This window comes from Corynebacterium sp. HMSC059E07 (assembly GCF_001814395.1).
Lineage (GTDB): Bacteria > Actinomycetota > Actinomycetes > Mycobacteriales > Mycobacteriaceae > Corynebacterium > Corynebacterium hesseae.
In genome coordinates this window covers 1-15,293 of the sequence record NZ_KV816285.1, presented here as the reverse complement: position 1 = coordinate 15,293, position 15,293 = coordinate 1, and the positions used below count along the sequence as shown (strand labels likewise).

At 59.2% G+C, this 15,293-nt stretch carries 17 protein-coding genes; all 17 read right to left on the bottom strand.

From position 1 onward, the window contains the following. Window position 1: 1 nt before the first annotated feature. Window positions 2-703: a (d)CMP kinase gene (cmk, locus tag HMPREF2967_RS03655; protein ID WP_070685044.1), complete on the bottom strand. Its 702-nt coding sequence runs from the start codon at window positions 701-703 to the stop codon at window positions 2-4. After that, window positions 703-1,620, bottom strand: coding sequence for a pseudouridine synthase (locus tag HMPREF2967_RS03650; RefSeq protein ID WP_070524802.1), 918 nt, complete (start codon window positions 1,618-1,620; stop codon window positions 703-705). Before HMPREF2967_RS03650 ends, cmk begins: the two co-directional genes overlap by 1 nt. Window positions 1,621-1,707: 87 nt before the next feature. Then, window positions 1,708-2,322 (bottom strand): SMC-Scp complex subunit ScpB, encoded by a 615-nt coding sequence (gene scpB / locus HMPREF2967_RS03645; protein ID WP_070685043.1) that lies wholly within the window; start codon window positions 2,320-2,322, stop codon window positions 1,708-1,710. 16 nt (window positions 2,323-2,338) lie between these two features. Continuing rightward, window positions 2,339-3,136, bottom strand: a complete 798-nt coding sequence (locus HMPREF2967_RS03640; protein WP_070562639.1) for a segregation and condensation protein A — start codon at window positions 3,134-3,136, stop codon at window positions 2,339-2,341. A 9-nt stretch (window positions 3,137-3,145) separates the two neighbouring features. Next, window positions 3,146-4,024 (bottom strand): ParA family protein, encoded by an 879-nt coding sequence (locus HMPREF2967_RS03635; protein WP_180952111.1) that lies wholly within the window; start codon window positions 4,022-4,024, stop codon window positions 3,146-3,148. Window positions 4,025-4,189: 165 nt separating this feature from the next. After that, window positions 4,190-5,320: a hypothetical protein gene (locus HMPREF2967_RS03630; protein WP_070685041.1), complete on the bottom strand. Its 1,131-nt coding sequence runs from the start codon at window positions 5,318-5,320 to the stop codon at window positions 4,190-4,192. 46 nt (window positions 5,321-5,366) lie between these two features. Then, a complete protein-coding gene (gene xerD, locus HMPREF2967_RS03625; RefSeq protein ID WP_070685070.1) occupies window positions 5,367-6,245 on the bottom strand; it encodes a site-specific tyrosine recombinase XerD in 879 nt (292 codons plus the stop codon). Window positions 6,246-6,286: 41 nt separating this feature from the next. After that, window positions 6,287-6,925 (bottom strand): NUDIX domain-containing protein, encoded by a 639-nt coding sequence (locus tag HMPREF2967_RS03620; protein WP_070685040.1) that lies wholly within the window; start codon window positions 6,923-6,925, stop codon window positions 6,287-6,289. Beyond that, window positions 6,926-7,885, bottom strand: coding sequence for a copper transporter (locus HMPREF2967_RS03615; RefSeq protein ID WP_070532551.1), 960 nt, complete (start codon window positions 7,883-7,885; stop codon window positions 6,926-6,928). Then, the gene (gene steA, locus HMPREF2967_RS03610; RefSeq protein WP_070532557.1) at window positions 7,885-9,069 is read right to left on the bottom strand and encodes a putative cytokinetic ring protein SteA; all 1,185 of its coding nucleotides are present in this window, start codon (window positions 9,067-9,069) and stop codon (window positions 7,885-7,887) included. Before steA ends, HMPREF2967_RS03615 begins: the two co-directional genes overlap by 1 nt. 26 nt (window positions 9,070-9,095) lie before the next feature. Beyond that, window positions 9,096-10,772 carry a DNA repair protein RecN gene (recN, locus tag HMPREF2967_RS03605; RefSeq protein WP_070685038.1) on the bottom strand — a complete coding sequence of 559 codons (1,677 nt, stop codon included), beginning with the start codon at window positions 10,770-10,772 and terminating at the stop codon, window positions 9,096-9,098. Between the two features lie 38 nt (window positions 10,773-10,810). After that, on the bottom strand, window positions 10,811-11,722 hold the full coding sequence (locus HMPREF2967_RS03600) for an NAD kinase (RefSeq protein ID WP_070524783.1): 912 nt from the start codon (window positions 11,720-11,722) through the stop codon (window positions 10,811-10,813). Then, on the bottom strand, window positions 11,719-12,528 hold the full coding sequence (locus tag HMPREF2967_RS03595) for a TlyA family RNA methyltransferase (RefSeq protein WP_070685036.1): 810 nt from the start codon (window positions 12,526-12,528) through the stop codon (window positions 11,719-11,721). Before HMPREF2967_RS03595 ends, HMPREF2967_RS03600 begins: the two co-directional genes overlap by 4 nt. Window positions 12,529-12,567: 39 nt before the next feature. Further along, the gene (locus tag HMPREF2967_RS13215; RefSeq protein WP_168164024.1) at window positions 12,568-12,729 is read right to left on the bottom strand and encodes a hypothetical protein; all 162 of its coding nucleotides are present in this window, start codon (window positions 12,727-12,729) and stop codon (window positions 12,568-12,570) included. Further along, on the bottom strand, window positions 12,720-13,703 hold the full coding sequence (locus HMPREF2967_RS03590; RefSeq protein ID WP_070685068.1) for an HAD-IIA family hydrolase: 984 nt from the start codon (window positions 13,701-13,703) through the stop codon (window positions 12,720-12,722). The genes HMPREF2967_RS13215 and HMPREF2967_RS03590 overlap by 10 nt, the downstream gene beginning before the upstream one ends. Next, window positions 13,703-14,641, bottom strand: a complete 939-nt coding sequence (locus HMPREF2967_RS03585; RefSeq protein WP_070685034.1) for a tetratricopeptide repeat protein — start codon at window positions 14,639-14,641, stop codon at window positions 13,703-13,705. Before HMPREF2967_RS03585 ends, HMPREF2967_RS03590 begins: the two co-directional genes overlap by 1 nt. Before the next feature lie 131 nt (window positions 14,642-14,772). Further along, window positions 14,773-15,293, bottom strand: a 521-nt coding sequence (locus HMPREF2967_RS13400) for a hypothetical protein (RefSeq protein WP_232770639.1), incomplete at its 5' end; no start/stop codon positions are given.

The window sequence follows — 15,293 nt, the reverse complement described above, 5'->3', positions numbered from 1 at the left end:
GTCAGGCCTCCTGTGCAGCCGATTCTTTGACGACGGCGATGAGAGCGTCAAGGACCTCATCTCGGGTCATCTCGGACGTATCAACGAGTACCGCGTCCTCCGCCGGGCGCAGCGGCGATGTAGCGCGGGAAGAGTCGGCGGCGTCGCGCCGTTCGACGGCGGCAAGCACGGAGTCAAAATCCGAGTCGATGCCGGCAGCTAGGTTTTGGTCGTGACGGCGCTGTGCTCGGACCTCGGCGCTAGCCGTCATGAAAGCCTTCGCGGGGGCATCGGCAAGAACAACCGTGCCGATATCGCGCCCTTCGACAATCGCGCGGTGAGCCTGGGCGGCAAGCTTACGTTGCAGTTCAACGAGGTTTTGGCGCACTTCCGGAATGGCGGAAACTGCCGAGACATTGCGGGTGACCTCATCTTCTCGGATGACGCGGGAGACATCCTCACCATCAAAGATGACCATGGTGGAATCCGGATCATCAGACACCTCGAGAGGCAGGTCAGCAGTCGTTGCAATCACCGCCTCAGTATCCGCTGGGTCCACACCCGCGCGCAGCACAGCAAGCGTTGCCACGCGGTACATTGCACCGGTATCGACGTACTTGGCCTCAAGCTTCTTGGCCAGTGCTCGGCACGTCGTGGATTTACCGGTTCCGGAGGGACCGTCAACAGCCAGAATGAGGCCTTGATTGGGCATATTTGAAATCATTACATCCCCACCGCCTTGTACAGGCTGGTCAGTTCGTTGGAGTTCAGTGCACGCAAGGAGCCGGGCTTCATATCACCCAACTGCACCGTGTGGAGTTTGGTGCGCACGAGACGCTGGACCGGATACCCGGCTTCTTTAAGCATGCGGCGCACGATGTGCTTCCGGCCTTCGTGCAGCTCGACGCGCACCAGCGAATAGCCCTGGTTCTTGTCCACAATCTGCACATAGTCCGCCTGCGCAAGACCATCGTCCAATTCGATGCCTTCGCGCAGCTGACGAACGAGCTTCTTATCTGCTTCACCAAGGACAGTCGCGAGGTATGTTTTGGTCACCTCATACTTGGGATGCATGAGACGGTTGGCAAGTTCGCCGTCGTTAGTCAATAAGAGAAGGCCCTCGGTATCCGCATCGAGGCGTCCGACATGGAACAAGCGCTGGCCTGCTACCACGCGATCAGCCACGACATCTCCCACGCAAGGACGGCCCATGTCATCCGACATCGTGGACTGCATACCGCGCGGTTTGTTGAGCACGAAGTATTGGGTCTCCTCGTTGACGTTGATGCGTGTGCCATCGACGCGAATCACGTCCGTGTTGGGGTTAACACGAGTGCCCTGCTTGATGATGACCTGGCCGTTGACCTCAACGCGGCCCTCATCGATGAGGATCTCTGCATGGCGGCGCGAAGCAACGCCGGCCTTTGCCAAGACCTTTTGCAGGCGCTCGCCTTGGTTCTGGGAGCCCTTCTTATTTTTACCGTCTACCAGCCAGTCCGCGCCCAAGTCTCGGGCGATAGATTCTGCGGTGGCCTTCTTCTTTACATGCTGATGGCGGGCCGGCTTAGCGTTCGACACGATCATGTCGCTGTCACGCTTTTTCTTTTCCGGTGTGCCATCGCGGCGAGCGGGTGGAGTCACGGGAATGTGTCCTCTCAATAGTTCTTCAATTTGCGGCGCGCGGAAACGCGCCGATGTCCGGCCGCAATCCTACCGCAGACAGCGCCTTTATGAGTAGTCCTCGTCGATCTGCTCGATGTCTGGCAGCAGCGGAGCGAGATCCGGGAGGCGCTCAAGGGAATCAATACCGAGTAGCTCTAGGAAAAGCTCAGTAGTCTCATAGTGATGTGCGTTGCCAGCTGAGGGCTCTGGGCTCTCTATCTCCCGGATGAGCCCCCGCAACATGAGCGTACGAACTACTCCGTCGACGTTGACGCCGCGTACGCCAGCGACTTGGGCTCGGGTGACCGGTTGGCGGTATGCGATAACTGCCAAGGTCTCCAATGCCGCGCGGGAAAGCTTGGTTTGGGTGCCATCGAGAACAAACTGCTCGACGGCATCTGCGTTCTCTTTACGCGTATAAAAGCGCCAGCCCTCCGGTGTCTCACGCAGATCGATGCCGGAGCCGCGCTCGCTCAGCTCGCGCTCTAGTGCACGCAGAGTATCACTGACGACGGTGACCTCCGCATCCAGTACACGGGCCAGCTCCTCCACGCTGGCTGGGGAATCAATAACGAGGAGGATGGACTCCAGGCGTGAGCGCAACTGTGAAATAAGAGGCAAAGCTCCCTGTCGGCTCGGGGCTGCGAGGTCGCTGGGGGCCAAGGATGACGTATCGTCCATGACTCGGTAGCCTACCCTAATCCCAGTTCGCCGCCGCGACGACCGCCGGGTCCACGTCGAGCCCGGTCCAGGACAATTCAAGTGGCCCCAAAGACTCTGACTGGGAAGCATCAACCGCTTTGGCTTTGTAGAGCTCCAACAACGCCAGGAAACGTCCAACGACCTCCATAGAGATGGTGCAGTCCCTGGTTAAGGCTTCGAAACTCATCCATTGCCCTGTGCCCAGCATCTTGAGCGTCGTGAGGATCTTTCCGGCTTGCTCCGGCACGGAGACAGCAACCTGGTGAATATGGCCTGTGGCAACCTCTTCCGGGGGTTTGGGCCGGAAGACACCAGCTGCGAGTTCGGCGAACGTGGCTGGAGTATGCCCAATCTTGACTGGCGGAAGAAGGTTGCTAAAGCGCTCCTCCATCGCCACCGCACGCGGATAACGCCGCTGGGCCGCGCGCTGCCATTGCGCGAACTGGTCGGCAACCTGCTTATAAGCCTTGTACTGCAGAAGGCGTGCAAAGAGGAGATCGCGAGTCTCCAGGAGCTCAAGATCTTCAAAGTCATCGACTTCGCCACGCGGCAATAATCGAGCGGCCTTCAAATCCAGAAGTGTTGCGGCGATAAGAAGGAACTCCGTGGTTTCATCCAAATCCGCGGTTGCCCCTAAAGCACGCGTATAGGCCACGAACTCATCGGTAACTTCAGACAGCGCCACCTCCGTAACGTCCAGCTTCTTCGCCTGAATCAGCTGCAGCAGCAAGTCGAAAGGGCCCTCAAAATTGCCCAGGGCGATGCGAAAGCCGGTAATCTCCGGTTGGGTCATAATGAGCGACTAGCCGTTAGCTCGCTCGATGACCTCTTTAGCCAGGTCGCGGTACTGCTTGGCTGCCTGGGAGCTGGGAGCCCAGGTAGTAATGGGCTCGCCGGCTACCGACGTCTCTGGGAAACGAACAGTACGTGTAATCACCGTGTCAAAGACCTTGTCCCCGAAATACTCCACCACGCGGTCCATGACCTCCCGGGCGTGGCGGGTGCGGCGATCAAACATGGTAACCAGAATTCCCATGACCTCGAGATCGAAGTTAATGCGGTCCGCTACTTTCTCCACGGTATCGGTCAACAGCGCGAGGCCGCGCAGGGAAAAGAACTCGCACTCCATGGGGATGATAACTCCCTGCGAGCAGGCCAAAGCATTGACCGTGAGCAAACCCAGTGAAGGCTGGCAGTCAATGATGATGAAGTCATAGTCCTTGCGTACCGGGCGAAGGGCACGAGCCAGGGTATGTTCGCGGCCAACTTCATTGACCATCTGGATCTCAGCGGCGGAGAGGTCGATGTTGGCGGGGACGAGGTCGAGCCCGGCCACACCGGTGTGCACGATAGCGGAATGCACTGAGACTTCGCTATCAAGCATGACGTCATAAATGGTGTCCTGGATCTGGTCGTGGGTCAGGCCTAGGCCGGCCGAAAGAGCACCCTGCGGGTCCAAGTCAACGAGGAGGACTTTACGCCCCAGCTCCGCCAAACACGCGCCCATATTGATGGTGGACGTGGTTTTTCCGACGCCACCCTTCTGGTTACACATGGAAATAATCGTGGCGGGACCATGCTTTTCCAATGGCTCCGGTTCCGGAAGCTCCCGCAGTGGGCGGCCGGTTAACCCGACCTGTGCTTCCGAGGCCTCAAACAGTCCCTCGTCGCTCACAGTCACACCTGCTTCCTTGACCTGTACGGCCCCTGTGCGGTCTTTCCGCTTCGGCTTTGCAGCAACACGCGGCGCCGCATTCTTACATCCTTGTGATTATAGGGTACCCCGTGGGTGCCTGCGCCGCGATTATAGCTAAGGAAAACCGGTGAATAAAGTCCATGGCCTAGATTAGGCGTCCTCCTGTGCTCCCTTCGACCGGCGTCCCTTAAGCGCGAGCCACACGATGAGCGCGATAACTCCGAGGCCCGCGATACCTGCTGCAAGTGCGCCAACTCCAAGCCCCGAGTCTCCTTGTTCCTCTCCCCCGGCCTTGTCAGCTGCATCAGAATCCAGCTGCTGCTCCGCAGGCACCTCACTCGCGCTCTCACGGGTTGGATCGGTAAGCGTCACTACCAGCTCAGCGGACTGAGTGTCCTTGTTCACGAATTGCATGATGAAAGGATTGTCCGGCTCCGCCCCCTCTGGGTAGGTCAGGGTCATGGTGCGCGAGCCTTTGTCGATCTCCCGTTTGACCCCCTCTACGAACTCGCCTTCCGCGTTGAGGTAGCGCAGCGTAACTCCGTCATCCTCAAGGTGCTTGAAGCGGTTGTACAGGTCGAGAGCCTGTTTGAGCCCAAGCTTGGCAGTGATTGTTTGGCCGTCAATCGTGGATTCCAGGTTCACATAGGAAGTATTCGAATCATCAATTCCTTCCCACCCGCGGCCTGTTCGCGGAGGAGGCACGTGGCCTTGACCAGAGCCATCCACAGCGGGCGCCGAGCCATCGACGGGAGGCTGTCCTCCGTTCTGCTCACCACCACCTGCGCTGTCATCGGAGTTCTCGTTCCCCGCCGGCCCCCCGTTGCCCCCGGGATTGTCCGGGTTCTCGTGGTCCTGCTGCTCACCGCCGAGCTGGCCCGGGTCTCCGTTCTCAGCTGCGTCGTTGAGTTCATCGGCGGTGACGTCGGCGTCAGCAACGAGCACGATGGTCATGGTCACGCCTTGGTAGGTCACCGGCACACTGATTTGTCCTCCCGCGGGTGGTGCAGTCACCGTAGCGCTGCCGCCGGAAGCAGTGACGTTCCAGCCATCGGAGGCCACGTTGACGTCGACAGGAACTGGCAGCGAAACGGTCGTGGTCTGACCAGCCGGCACCGGAATGGTGGCGTCTTGTGCATAGGCGGCGGCCGTGCCGAACCCTGGCAGCACCCCAGTTGCGCTCACGATGCCCGACGCGACGCCGGAAAGGGAACCTACGGAGAGCACGGAAGCTAGCGCAACCGCTCGATAGGTTTGGGACAAAGCAGTGGTTGAAGCCATAAATATCCTTTTCATTAGGTTGAAGTCGTGACGATTCTAGGCGCTCTTAGGCGCGTGGATGGGCAGTGCGCCACACTTCGCGGAGTGAATCCGCAGTGACGTGGGTATAAATCTGTGTCGTCGTCACGGAAGAATGCCCCAAGAGCTCCTGTACGGTACGCACATCAGCCCCGCCCTCGAGCAGATGGGTGGCAAATGAGTGACGCAGTGTGTGCGGAGAAATTTTGGTACTCAGGTGGGCGCGCTGCGCTGCGGTCTTGATCACGGCCCAGGCGCTTTGCCGCGATAAAGACTTGCCCCGAGTGTTGAGGAACAGGGCGTGAGAGGCTCCCGTAGCCAGCACTGGGCGGGCACGCACTAGGTAGTTCTCCACCGCTGTCACCGCATGTGAACCCAGCGGAACTAGCCGTTGCTTATCGCCCTTGCCGCTCAACAACACAATGTCACGAACTGAAGCACTCCCCTCACCCGTCACATCGTCCACATTTAGCGCGATGATTTCGGAGATACGTGCGCCCGTACCATACAGCATCTCCAATAGAGCGCGATCTCGGATATCAATGGGCGTTGCAGTATCTCCGCTAGGGATGGCATCGAGGAGTGCCTCCACATCCTCCACGCTAAGAGTCTCCGGCAGCGGTTGCGCCCGCTTGGGTGGGGAAACCTCCGCCGCGACGTCTTCCTCGATCATCCCCTCGGCCAGGGCAAACTTATGCAGTCCTCGAGCGACAACCAAAGCGCGACTAGCAGAGGACTGCGCAAGACTCTTACGCAAGTAAACGAGGTAGTTCTCCACGTGCGAGCGGGTTACGTGGCGCAAATCCGTGATCCCAGATTCCGCAAGCCAATTGACGTAACGGTTAATGTCTCGACGGTAATTGCTTACCGTATTCTTCGAGGCACCTTTTTCCACCATGAGGTGCATCAACCAAGCTTGTCCGGCGGCTGCGGCGGGGTTAGAGGGCGTCACAGCTGCTTAAGATCCGGACCCGGGCGCCGGTGAGCGATCGATTCCGGCCGTAGCTCGAAAGGAGAGCCAACTGGGCGCGGGGTGGCATCCCCACGCACGCAGACATATGCCGCAAGGATTCCTGCCACCGCAATGGAGTTCACAATCTCCCCCACCAGGATGCGCTCGACAGCCTCCGCAAGGGGAACCCATGCAAAGCCCATGTCAGCTTCCTCGTCGCCTTCGGCGTTGAGTTTGGGCACGCTCGACAGGCCTCGCGCCAAGAACACGCGCACGGCTTCCTCGCAGAATCCCGGGGAGGTCACCAGATCAGTCAACACTGCCCATTCCTCGGCGGCCAGGCCGGCCTCTTCCTGGAGCTCGCGTTGCGCGCCGCTGAGCTCGTCTTCGCCCTTCACGTCGAGCAAGCCGGCCGGCAGCTCCCACAAGCGCTTGCCGACGCTATGCCGGTACTGCTCCACCATGGCGATACGGTTGTTCTCATCCAACGCCACAACGGCTACAGCACCAAGGTGCTCGACAACTTCTCGCTGAGCAACAACCTCCCCCGGCATGACGACATCATCGCGGCGAACAGCGATGATGGGGGCGTCGACAAGCAGCTCGGTTCCCACCGTACGAAAATGGTGTGACATCTAGAGATCCTTCGGCAGCGCCGGCGCTGCGCTTTCAGCATTCGCCGCAGAACCATACACACCGTGGCCACCGTCGAGTTGTTCCTTCACGGCTAAAACGCTGGCCATCTGGGACACCGGATGATCAATGGAGTCCACGGTGCTGATCTTCGTCTTGTCGGCTCGGAGTTTATCCAGGACGCCGTCGTCACCGGCGGATTCCACGCGCCCTGCATAAACCATCGCGGTATCCACCGAATCAAAACCTTCTAGGAAGTTGACCGTCGTATCGATGGCGTACTTCGCAGCAGCGCTGTCGTCTTCCTCTCCCGGGGTCATGCCTCCGCCCACGACGACTACGGCCTGGGCAGGAAGAATAGTGCCATCCTTGTAGTCAATGTAGCCGGCATCGCGCAGAGCCCGCAAAAGGGTCGCGCGATCATCAACTGATGCAAGCGGCTCGGTGGTCTCAGCATCCATCATCAACCCCGCCGCAAGTGCCTGACCAGCATGTGTGCCGGAATCAATCTTCTTTTTATCGAGCTTCGCTCCCGCCGGCAACGTGGTGGTAACGAGGGACAAAAGCTTGTCCGCGGATTCTTGGGCTACAAACTTCTCAGTCAGCTTGATGCTTCCTGCATCGGTGGAATCTGCAGAACCCAGCAAATCCTTGACGGCCTTGACGTCGGCGTCGTCGGCATCGGGCATACTCACAACCATGACCGGGCGCTGCGCCAAGGAACCATCCACCACGTATCGGCCGAGATCTCCCATAACGGAATCAGCAGAGTCTAGCTGGGCCTCCGCGATGTTATTCTCAAGAACCAGCTTTCCGTATTTCTCGCGCACCTCACTGGTCGATTCACCCCCGGGACCCGATCCGGAATCCATGTTTGGAGCAATCACCAGCGTGCCCAACGCAATGCCAAGGGCTGCGCCGAAACCGAGGCCGGTGATAATGAGGGACTTAGGCGACATCATTATTTAAACCACTCCTGCACGCTTAACGCGAAGTTATTCCAGGTATCGATCAGGTTCTGGAGGAAGGATTCATCGCCGCCCAAGCCGACGATCAGAATAACGACGGCAAGTGCTACGAGGATGCCAAGCAGCGCCCACAGCCATCCCATAGCTCCGGAATCGGGCGCGGAATAAAGGTTGATAACAGCGTCCGCATCCACCAGGCGCGTGCCCGCCTTCATGTGGCACAGCAAAGCCGCGGGCGTAGCATTCGGCTCGTTAGCAAAGATGTCGTCGAGGTCGAGGGATCCGCCAACCTGCACAATCATCTGAGCCTCGTGGTAGTCCGCAAGCAACAGCGCGAGATCGGTAGCTGAATCCGTGGCGGCAGGGAAGGTCATCGCACCAATCCCCAAATCCTGAATGCGCTCGAGCCCGTCAGCAGTGCCGTCCGGCTCGGCGGGGAGAATAACCTGGGCACCGCTGCGCAGGGTTTCCGAGCTCACCTCGGAAGGGTTACCCACGATGAAGTGAGGCTGGTATCCCAGCTCAACCAGGGTGTCCGCGGCAGCGTCCACGCCGATAATGATGGGTTCATACTCGCGGATAAAGTTGCGCAGGAGCGTCAGCTTCTTGCGGTGTTCCTCAGTGGGCGAGACCACGAGAACTTTGCGCCCGGCCATGACGGACCCTGCATCGGGAACACCCAGGCCATCGATGAGTAGCGGACCTTCGGAATGAATGAACTCAATGGAGTTACCGAAATATGCCTCCATATGATCGATGAGTTCCTGCTGGGCAGAAGCAAAATTCTTTTCCGCCCGGTCGCGGGTAACCACCGTTCCCGAAGAAAGCTGGGTATCGCCCGCAAAAATGGCGCCGTCTTCGGTCAGACGCGCCTTCTTTCCATCCTTGAAATTGTCCACAAAATCTTGGCCTACGCCCTCGATGAGGGTGACATCGGCGTCGAGAAGCATGTGGGGTCCATAATTCGGGATAGAACCAGTGGAGAACTCCGCGACGTTGATCACGGCGGCCGGCTTCATATCCACGAGGGTCTGGGCCTCTTGGCGGGAGATATTGGCGGCGTTGATGACTGCGAAGTCACCAGCGCTAAACTTCTTCATGCCCTTGCCACCCGGGGTGCAATCACGCAGCGCGCCGTGTTCTCCAGGCAGATCGGTATTACGGGAAAACAGACTCATGTCTGACAGTTTCCCCTGTTAGGGGCTCAAGGTGTGGAAGGCGCGCGGAAAGTCTCGACTTCTGCTTGAGCCCTATCGAAGAGCTCTTGTGCATGCGCGCGGCCCGTCTCGGTGTCATCGAGGCCAGCGAGCATACGCGCGAGCTCCTCAACGCGCTCCTCGGCGGTCAGATCCGCAACACCCGACGTGAATTTCTCCTTCGACACGTGCAAGTGTGAGTCCGCATAGGCGGCCACTTGCGGCAGGTGTGTGACACAAATGACCTGGTTGGTGGTGGACAGCCGCGCTAGACGACGCCCAATCTCCACCGCCGCGCGGCCACCGACGCCGGCATCCACCTCGTCGAAGACCAAGGTGGTCCCGTCGCCGCTGGCCAAAACTACCTCCATGGCCAGCATGACGCGCGAGAGCTCACCGCCCGAGGCCGCGGAAGCCAAGGGCTTGCCGTTGAGTTGAAATTCGACCTCATCCGCGCCGGACTTGGAGTACTTCGTCTTCTTGACGGCGGCCGTCAAGGTGGAGTTCGGCATGGCCAGGCCATGAATTTCTTCGGTGACCTGAGCCCCGAGCTTCTTCGCGGCCTTGGTACGGGCGGCAGTGAGCTTTTCGGCTTTGGACACCATCGTCTTTTCGGCCTCCATTACCTCTTTCTTTAAGGCCTCAAGGGCCTCGGTAGAGGTATCCAACGTAGCGAGTTTGGCCTCAGCGGCATCCCGCCAGGCCAGGACTCCATCGATATCAGCAGCATATTTGCGGGTAAGCCGCTTGAGCTCCTGTTGGCGCTGTAGGGATTCCTCGAGGAGGTTGGGATCGGCGGGTAGATCGCTCAAATACGTCGTGAGCTCGGCAGCGATGTCGGTCAGCTGCGCGGTGACTTCGCTAACGCGCTCCCCTAGGCGAGCGAGCTCGGTATCACTTGCCCCAGCGAGTGCTGATTCGGCGGCGCCGACAAGATTGACGGCGGTGTCCTCATCCCCAAATCCTTCGCCCCCATCCAGAGCGCTGAGAGCGGTGGCTGCGCCCTCACGCAAAGCATCAACATCTTGCAAGCGCTTAATAAGGGTCACGAGTTCGGCATCTTCGCCTGGTTGCGGATCGAGCTCGGAAATTTCCTTAATAGCGAACTGCAACCTGTCAACTTCCTGCGCCATCTCGCGCCGTGATTCCGTACGACGCTGATAGTCCTTAGCCAACGCGCGCCAGTGGCTAAACGCATCGGTATATGCGGTGCGAACCTTGTCAATCGCAGGTTCAAATCGATCGATCGCTGCCAATTGTTGATCGGCAGATAGCAAACGCAGCTGGTCGTTCTGACCGTGCACAGTAATCAGGTGGGAGGCGAACTCTCCTAACGTCGCCGCCGGCACTGAACGCCCGCCCAAGTAGGCGCGTGAGCGTCCCGCCGCCGACACCGTGCGGGAGGCAATGAACTCGCCGTTTTCATCTGGTTCACCGCCTGATTCTTCGACTACCTTCGCTACGGCAAGAGAACTGGAAGAAAAATGCCCTTCTACGGCTGCTTTCGCGGCGCCATCGCGCACACGTGATGCATCCGCGCGACCGCCGGCGAGAAGGCGCAGTCCAGTTACCACCATGGTCTTACCAGCGCCGGTTTCGCCGGTGAGCACGGTGAGTCCTGGCGATAGTTCCGCTGCGGAACTTTCGATCACGCCGAGGTCAGAGATGCTGATATCAACGAGCACGGTGAGCTATCTTCCTTCCTGAATACGCACTAAACAACCTAGTGACGAGGCCCGCGCCATCCTTCCACGGGGAGGCGCAGCTTGGACACCAGACGATCAGTGAATGGCTGCTGATCTAGACGTACCCAGCGCACCGGCCTTTCACCACGAACGACCTCCGCGCGCGAACCTGGAGGCATCGAGACTTCCCGGAATCCGTCAAGGATGACCACGGCCGGAGTCGTCGCCGACGCCGATTCCACCGCGACTTGCGAATCCGGAGACACCACGAGCGGTTTGGTAAACAAGGCATGCGCGTTGTTTGGCACAACCAGGATGGCATCAAGAGAAGGCCACAGAACTGGCCCTCCGGCGGAGAAGGCATAGGCCGTGGATCCAGTCGGAGTGGAGATGAGCACGCCATCGCAACCAAAAGCAGATACCGGGCGCCCATCCACCTCGAGGATGGCGTCCAGCACCCCCGAGCGGTTGAGATTCTCAATCGACGCCTCATTGAGCGCCCAGCTACGCTCACGCAGTTTCCCGTCAGCATCAAACACGGTGACGTCGATAGTAAGCCGGTCTTCGACCTCATAGGATTGCTCGATAACTCGTACTAACGCACGGTCGAGTGACTCCGCTTCCCACTCGGCGAGGAAGCCGACGTGGCCCAGGTTTATTCCAAGCACGGGAACATCGACGGCACGCGCCATATCTGCCGCGCGCAAAAATGTGCCATCGCCACCGAGAACCAGCACCAATTCACAACCTTCGGCAGCAGCTGGCGTATGCCGAACATGCTGCAGGCCCGGAAGGACGGTATCCGCTGCGCACACGCGCACCTTGATGCCTGCCTCCTGGAGCAGCTCCGCCGCGCGATGCGTAGCGGCAAGATTATCCGCGCGGCTCGCGTGCGGAACAAGAAGAATTTCGCGGCGGTTGGTGCCCTCCGCGGCGACACTACTGCTCACTGGGGTCCTTCCTTGATAGCCGTCTCGATCATTGCATCAAGCCTATCTTCCGGGGTGGACAATCCATCCTTGACCAACCAGAGGAAGCACTCAACATTGCCGCTTGGTCCAGGTAACGGCGATGCCGCCACGCCTTTCACGCTGAGCCCGAGCTCCTGAGCGAAGATAGCGACATCCTTGGTTACTTCCGCCCGTAGCTCAGGAGAGCGCACCACACCACCGGACCCTATCCGGTCTTTGCCCACCTCAAACTGTGGTTTGACCATGGGCAATAGCCACGCGCCATCAGCCATGCACGATGCAATCGCTGGAAGCACAAGCTTCAGGGAGATAAACGATAGGTCACCAACCATGGCGTCGCAGGGACCATTCGTGTGCTCAAGTGTCAGGTGGCGAATGTTAGTGCGGTCGAGCACCGTAACCCGTTCGTCATTCTGCAAACGCCACAACAACTGCCCGTAGCCCACATCGACGGATAGCACCTCCGCGGCACCGCGGCGCAGGCACACATCGGTAAAGCCGCCAGTCGACGCCCCCGCATCCAACACTCGCTTTCCCCTAAGGTCAACGTCGAAAGCCTCGAGAGCGCCAAGGAGCTTGTGCGCGCCACGCGAAGCCCAATCATCCCCCTCGCTGGCCTCAACCTTGATAGACACCTCAGGCTCAACTACCGTCGCGGGCTTCATCGCTTTGAAACCCCCGACGGTCACGCGGCCGGCCTTGATCATCTCAACGGCTTGTTCCCGTGAGCGCGCAATCTTTCGGCGCACTAGCTCCGCGTCGAGACGGCGGCGTTGCGGTGGCATGAAAAGCTCCTCTTCCCTTAGAATCCTCGACGGTCAGCGCTAATTGTCTTGGAGCGCATCCCGCAGCACAGTATGAGCGCGATCCAGCTGAGCAAGTTCTTGTTCAAGGTTCTCAGCTGGTTCATTGAGAATCTCCGCGAGCGACGCATCCAGCTTCTCCGGAGCCAAAACCGCGCGCGGGTCATGAGGCTTTACCGCCATGTAGACACAACCCTCTCCGCGGCTTCACTCCGTGGCTGAATGTAGCGAGGCGGCTCAGCACCGGCCCAGGCAACTTCGAGGACGGTACGCAACGCCTCGATCGACGTCGATTTCTCGTTCCCGCCTTGAAGAACAATGTCGTAGCCGTCAAACCGTGCCCGGAAGCCTCCCTGGGAACCTGGGCGCGCCTGTGCGGCCGATAAGGAGAGCTCGTGGAATCCTGCACCAATGAAATCAGGGCGTTCCTCCGCAGTAGCTTCAATCAGAGCAAGCTCCCGGGACACACCTGTAAGGACGTGGAAGGTATCCATTGCAGCGTTGTTGCCGCCAACAATGTCCGTGTCAAGGCGGTCCCCTACAGCTAGAGGCTTCGTCGACCCCACGAGCTTAGCTGCTTGAGTGAACATAGCGGGTTCCGGCTTACCTGCCGAAATGGGTTCTACGCCGGTAGTTGAAACGATAGCTGCGACTAGCGAGCCGTTGCCCACAGCCATTCCGCGCTCCGTCGGAAGAGACGTATCCAGGTTGGAGGCAAAGAACTTTGCGCCGTGATTAATTGCCAACGCGCCTTCAGAGAGCTGCTCCCAGCCCACCGACTTGTCCATACCTTGCAGGACCGCGGCGGGCTTATCGTCGGCACTTTGTACAACATCGAAGCCCGCCTCACGCGCCAGTGAACGAAATGAGTCCGCGCCGATGACGAGGACTTTCGCGCCTGCTGGAAGTTCCTCACGAGCGATCTTGACTACCGCTTGCGCAGAGGTAACAACGTGTTGCGCATCCGTCTCCAAGCCGATCTCGCCGAGCATACCGGCTACGGTTTGGGGGCTTCGGGATGCATTGTTCGTGACATAAACTGCAGGAATACCGCAGGAATTGACCACGTCGACGACGCACTGAAGAGCCTGTCCGCCCTCCCATACTGTTCCGTCGAGATCGAGGAGCAATGAATCATGGGTTTTGAGAATACTCATTATTTGCACTCGGCCAGACGCTCTGCAGCGTCGGTCCAGTCTCCTTCATCGATGTCAATCGCGTGCTGGAACCACTCCCGGGCCTCTTCCTTGCGGCCAGCCTCCAACAAAGCATTGGCATAGGCGTAGGAAAGGCGGCATGCCGAGAATCCCGTGGAATCCTTAGAAGGCTTTGCGCGTTGGATGGTAACTACGGCTGAATCTGCCTGCCCCATGTCCAATCGCGCCCCTGCAGCAACGATAGCCAACTCGATCGCATCCTCCGCCGCGAGTTCCTTAGCCTCCTCGCCCCGCCACAAATCAACAGCCTTTTCTGGGCGCCCGAGGCCTCGCTCGCAATCAGCCATGACCGCGAGCAGCCCAGGGCCACCGGAAATGCGGCGCGCTGCACGCAGCTCCGCAAGGGCTTCCTTCCACTCTCCAGCCCTATATGCAGCGATTCCGTTCATTTCACGGACGACTGATACACGTCCGGCACGGTCTTTGGCAGCACGTGCATGGCGTAGCGACAGTTGGGGGTCGTCCTCAAGCCACGTTGCCGCCATGATGAGGTGTTTAGCAACGGCTTCGGAGTTTTCCTTGGAGAGCGACGAAAGATCCTGAAGTACCGAAGGATCAAGATCCGTAATGTCGATATCAGATGGCAGGTCTGGATCTGTCATACGACGACTGATGCGCTCCTCACGGTAGCCTGAACGCTGTGGGTGCGAGACCTTATTTTTGCCGCCGCCATGCCCATTGCGGTCGTTGCGGCGAGGTTTAGCGCCTGCGCGGCCACCTCGGCGGTCGTCTCGGCGATCACCGCGACGCTCTTCTCGACGCCCCGCTGCGCCGCCGTGCTTCTCAAACTTGCGGCCCCCAGAGCCGTAGTGCCCACGGTTGCCTTCTGCGGAACCTTCGCGGCCACGGCCGTGGTTACGGGAGTTGGATTCAGACATTAAAGCCATGCACTTTCTGCGGTAGACGTGTCCGTATGTACCGAACCAGTCTACAGGTCACGGCCCCAGAAACGGCAATACGAACCAACTGCTAGTGAAGTGCCCCACAACCTACGGTCCCAGTTCGGCGACTACACACTATTCGGCGGCCAGGCAACCTCACCCAAACGCCACTCATCACGCACGCACTCTAATCCCGCAGCCACCTGCGAAGAGCTAAGTCCATGCTCTACGTTTCCGTGCTCCAATGGCATACCACGGACGACCGCCCAAAAGGTCCAACCGTTGTTGCGCATGACGTCAAGACGAATCCTTTCGGCATCCCGAGACAGGGCTACGCCCTGCATACTCATCCGGTTAGGGCTAGCTCCTGCGACGCGCACTTCAATGCAGCGGGAATCTCCATTTGGCGCGAGAACAAGACCCTTCGTCTTATACAGGTAGTGCTTCTTTCCTGTTCGGGGGTGCCCTTCACTACAGAAGAAACTGCCCAAGAGCACAGGGTAGAAGTCAATCCAACCATTGTTCCAGGCGAGGCGAATTCGACGCGCAAACACCCAATGACGCGCGACAACACATAAGTGACAACACAACAACGCACCAAGAAGCAACGCAAACTGGGGTTGCCCGCAAATTGTGGACACGTAGCGGA

What these genes read in the sequence shown, in the direction of transcription:
- HMPREF2967_RS03630 (WP_070685041.1), bottom strand. Translation starts at nt 5,320, where the DNA reads ATGGCTTCAACCACTGCTTTGTCCCAAACCTATCGAGCGGTTGCGCTA.
- HMPREF2967_RS03615 (WP_070532551.1), bottom strand. Translation starts at nt 7,885, where the DNA reads ATGATGTCGCCTAAGTCCCTCATTATCACCGGCCTCGGTTTCGGCGCA.
- cmk (WP_070685044.1), bottom strand. Translation starts at nt 703, where the DNA reads ATGATTTCAAATATGCCCAATCAAGGCCTCATTCTGGCTGTTGACGGT.
- HMPREF2967_RS03595 (WP_070685036.1), bottom strand. Translation starts at nt 12,528, where the DNA reads ATGCCACCGCAACGCCGCCGTCTCGACGCGGAGCTAGTGCGCCGAAAG.
- HMPREF2967_RS03640 (WP_070562639.1), bottom strand. Translation starts at nt 3,136, where the DNA reads ATGACCCAACCGGAGATTACCGGCTTTCGCATCGCCCTGGGCAATTTT.
- HMPREF2967_RS03590 (WP_070685068.1), bottom strand. Translation starts at nt 13,703, where the DNA reads ATGAGTATTCTCAAAACCCATGATTCATTGCTCCTCGATCTCGACGGA.
- HMPREF2967_RS03585 (WP_070685034.1), bottom strand. Translation starts at nt 14,641, where the DNA reads ATGTCTGAATCCAACTCCCGTAACCACGGCCGTGGCCGCGAAGGTTCC.
- scpB (WP_070685043.1), bottom strand. Translation starts at nt 2,322, where the DNA reads ATGGACGATACGTCATCCTTGGCCCCCAGCGACCTCGCAGCCCCGAGC.
- HMPREF2967_RS13215 (WP_168164024.1), bottom strand. Translation starts at nt 12,729, where the DNA reads ATGGCGGTAAAGCCTCATGACCCGCGCGCGGTTTTGGCTCCGGAGAAG.
- xerD (WP_070685070.1), bottom strand. Translation starts at nt 6,245, where the DNA reads ATGCACCTCATGGTGGAAAAAGGTGCCTCGAAGAATACGGTAAGCAAT.
- steA (WP_070532557.1), bottom strand. Translation starts at nt 9,069, where the DNA reads ATGAGTCTGTTTTCCCGTAATACCGATCTGCCTGGAGAACACGGCGCG.
- HMPREF2967_RS03620 (WP_070685040.1), bottom strand. Translation starts at nt 6,925, where the DNA reads ATGTCACACCATTTTCGTACGGTGGGAACCGAGCTGCTTGTCGACGCC.